Source organism: Kitasatospora sp. NPDC059646, from assembly GCF_042734615.1.
In the GTDB taxonomy this organism is placed as follows: domain Bacteria; phylum Actinomycetota; class Actinomycetes; order Streptomycetales; family Streptomycetaceae; genus Kitasatospora.
This window is the reverse complement of the sequence record NZ_JBHWDS010000107.1, coordinates 1-1847: the sequence shown is the minus strand read 5'-3', so window position 1 is coordinate 1847 and position 1847 is coordinate 1. Positions and strand designations below refer to the sequence as shown.

The 1847-nt window shown below is 71.4% G+C and carries 1 protein-coding gene; it reads left to right on the top strand.

The window, feature by feature from the left end; genetic code table 11:
* A partial coding sequence (locus ACFV1L_RS36240) for a D-alanyl-D-alanine carboxypeptidase family protein (protein ID WP_380374530.1) occupies window positions 1-1787 on the top strand: 1787 nt, incomplete at its 5' end.
* Window positions 1788-1847: the final 60 nt, after the last annotated feature.

Below are 1847 nucleotides of genomic sequence, written 5' to 3'. Positions count from 1 at the left end.
TGCACGTCGGGAAGGCGGCGGAGGAGGAGAAGTCGGCTCCTGCGGTGGCCGAGCCCACCATGACGCTGCGGATCGAGAAGGTGGCGGAGCCGGAGGAGGAGGAGAAGCCGGCCTCCACCGGGCCCGAGCCGACGATGACGCTGCGCGTCGGGAAGGCGGCGGAGGAGGAGAAGTCGGCTCCTGCGGTGGCCGAGCCCACCATGACGCTGCGGATCGAGAAGGTGGCGGAGCCGGAGAAGGAGGAGAAGCCGGCCTCCACCGGACCCGAGCCGACGATGACGCTCCGCGTCGGGAAGGCGGCGGAGGAGGAGAAAGCGGAGGAGGAGGGGGAGAAGCCCGCCCCGGCCGCCAAGTCCGAGCAGACCGTCATGCTGCGGCTGCCCAAGGACGAGTCCGCTCCGAAGCCGGCTCCCGCCCCGGCGCCGAAGGCCGTTCCGGCGCCGAAGGCGGCTCCGGTGCCCGCACCCGCGGCCGCTCCCGCCGCCGTCGCGCCTGCGGCGGCTCCCGGGCCGGAGAGCACCATCGAGGCGCTGGAGGTGCTGAAGGCGCTGAGCGCCCGGCCGATGACCCCGTTCCGGCGGGCGATGAAGCGGGTGCTGATCTGGGGCGTGTTCCTGGCCGTGGTGCTCGGTGTGCTGGCGTCGGTGCAGCTGCTGCGCCCGCTGCCCGCGCCGAAGGCGAAGCTCGGGCTGGCGGACTCGTTCACGTTCCAGGGCGAGCAGTTGAGCATTCCGTGGCCGACCAAGGGGCAGGCCGCGGCCGAGGTGGTCGGGGTGGGCGACCTCGGTGCGTCCGGTGAGCAGACGCCGGTGCCGATCGCGTCCGTCACCAAGGTGATGAACGCGTACCTGATCCTGCAGGCGCACCCGTTGAAGAAGGGCCAGAGCGGCCCGATGCTGACGGTCGACAAGCAGGCCGCGCAGGAGTCGTCGAACGCCGACGAGTCGAAGGTGACCCTGACGGAGGGTCAGCAGCTCAGCGAGTACGAGGCGCTGGAGATGCTGATGCTGCCGTCCGCGAACAACGTGGCCCGCCTGCTGGCGCGTTGGGACTCCGGCAGCGAGGAGGCGTTCGTCCGGAAGATGAACGACACCGCCCGGCAGTTCGGCATGACCAACACCACCTACGCCGACCCGGCCGGCTACAACAACGACACCAAGTCCACCGCGAAGGACCAGCTGAAGCTGGCCGAGCAGGTGATGAAGGACGAGGTCTTCCGGCAGGTCATCGCCGAGCCCGACACCAAGTTCAACGGCCAGCGGATCTTCAACACCAACAAGGTGCTCGGGAAGAACGGCATGATCGGCGGCAAGACCGGCTCGTCCACCCCGGCGCAGTCCTGCTTCATGTGGGCGGCGGTCAAGGAGATCGGCGGCGTCAAGCGGACCCTGCTCGGTGTCACCCTGGGCCAGCCGGCCACCAAGGAGGAGACGAGCCTGGTGAACGCGGCCCAGCCGGTCAGCCAGAAGATCAACGTCGCCGCGCAGGCCGCGCTGACCGGGCAGACCCTCGCCAAGCAGGGCGACGTGGTCGGCCAGGTGGACGACGGCGTGGGCGGCAAGGTGCCCGTGGTGGCCGCGAAGGACCTGACGGTGGCGGGCTGGTCCGGCATCACCGCGCACCTGACCCTGACCCCGATCGGCAAGATCGCGCACACCCTGCCGGCCGGCAGCCAGGTCGGCACGCTGTCGGCGGGCGACGGCGACGGCCGGGTCGAGATCCCGGTCACCCTGCAGAAGGACCTGGCGCCGCCGTCCATCACCGCGCGCCTGCTGCGCCTCGGCTGACGGGGGAGCAGGCCCGGAAGCAGCCGCCGCGGGCCGGGGAGACAGGGCGTCTCCCCGGCC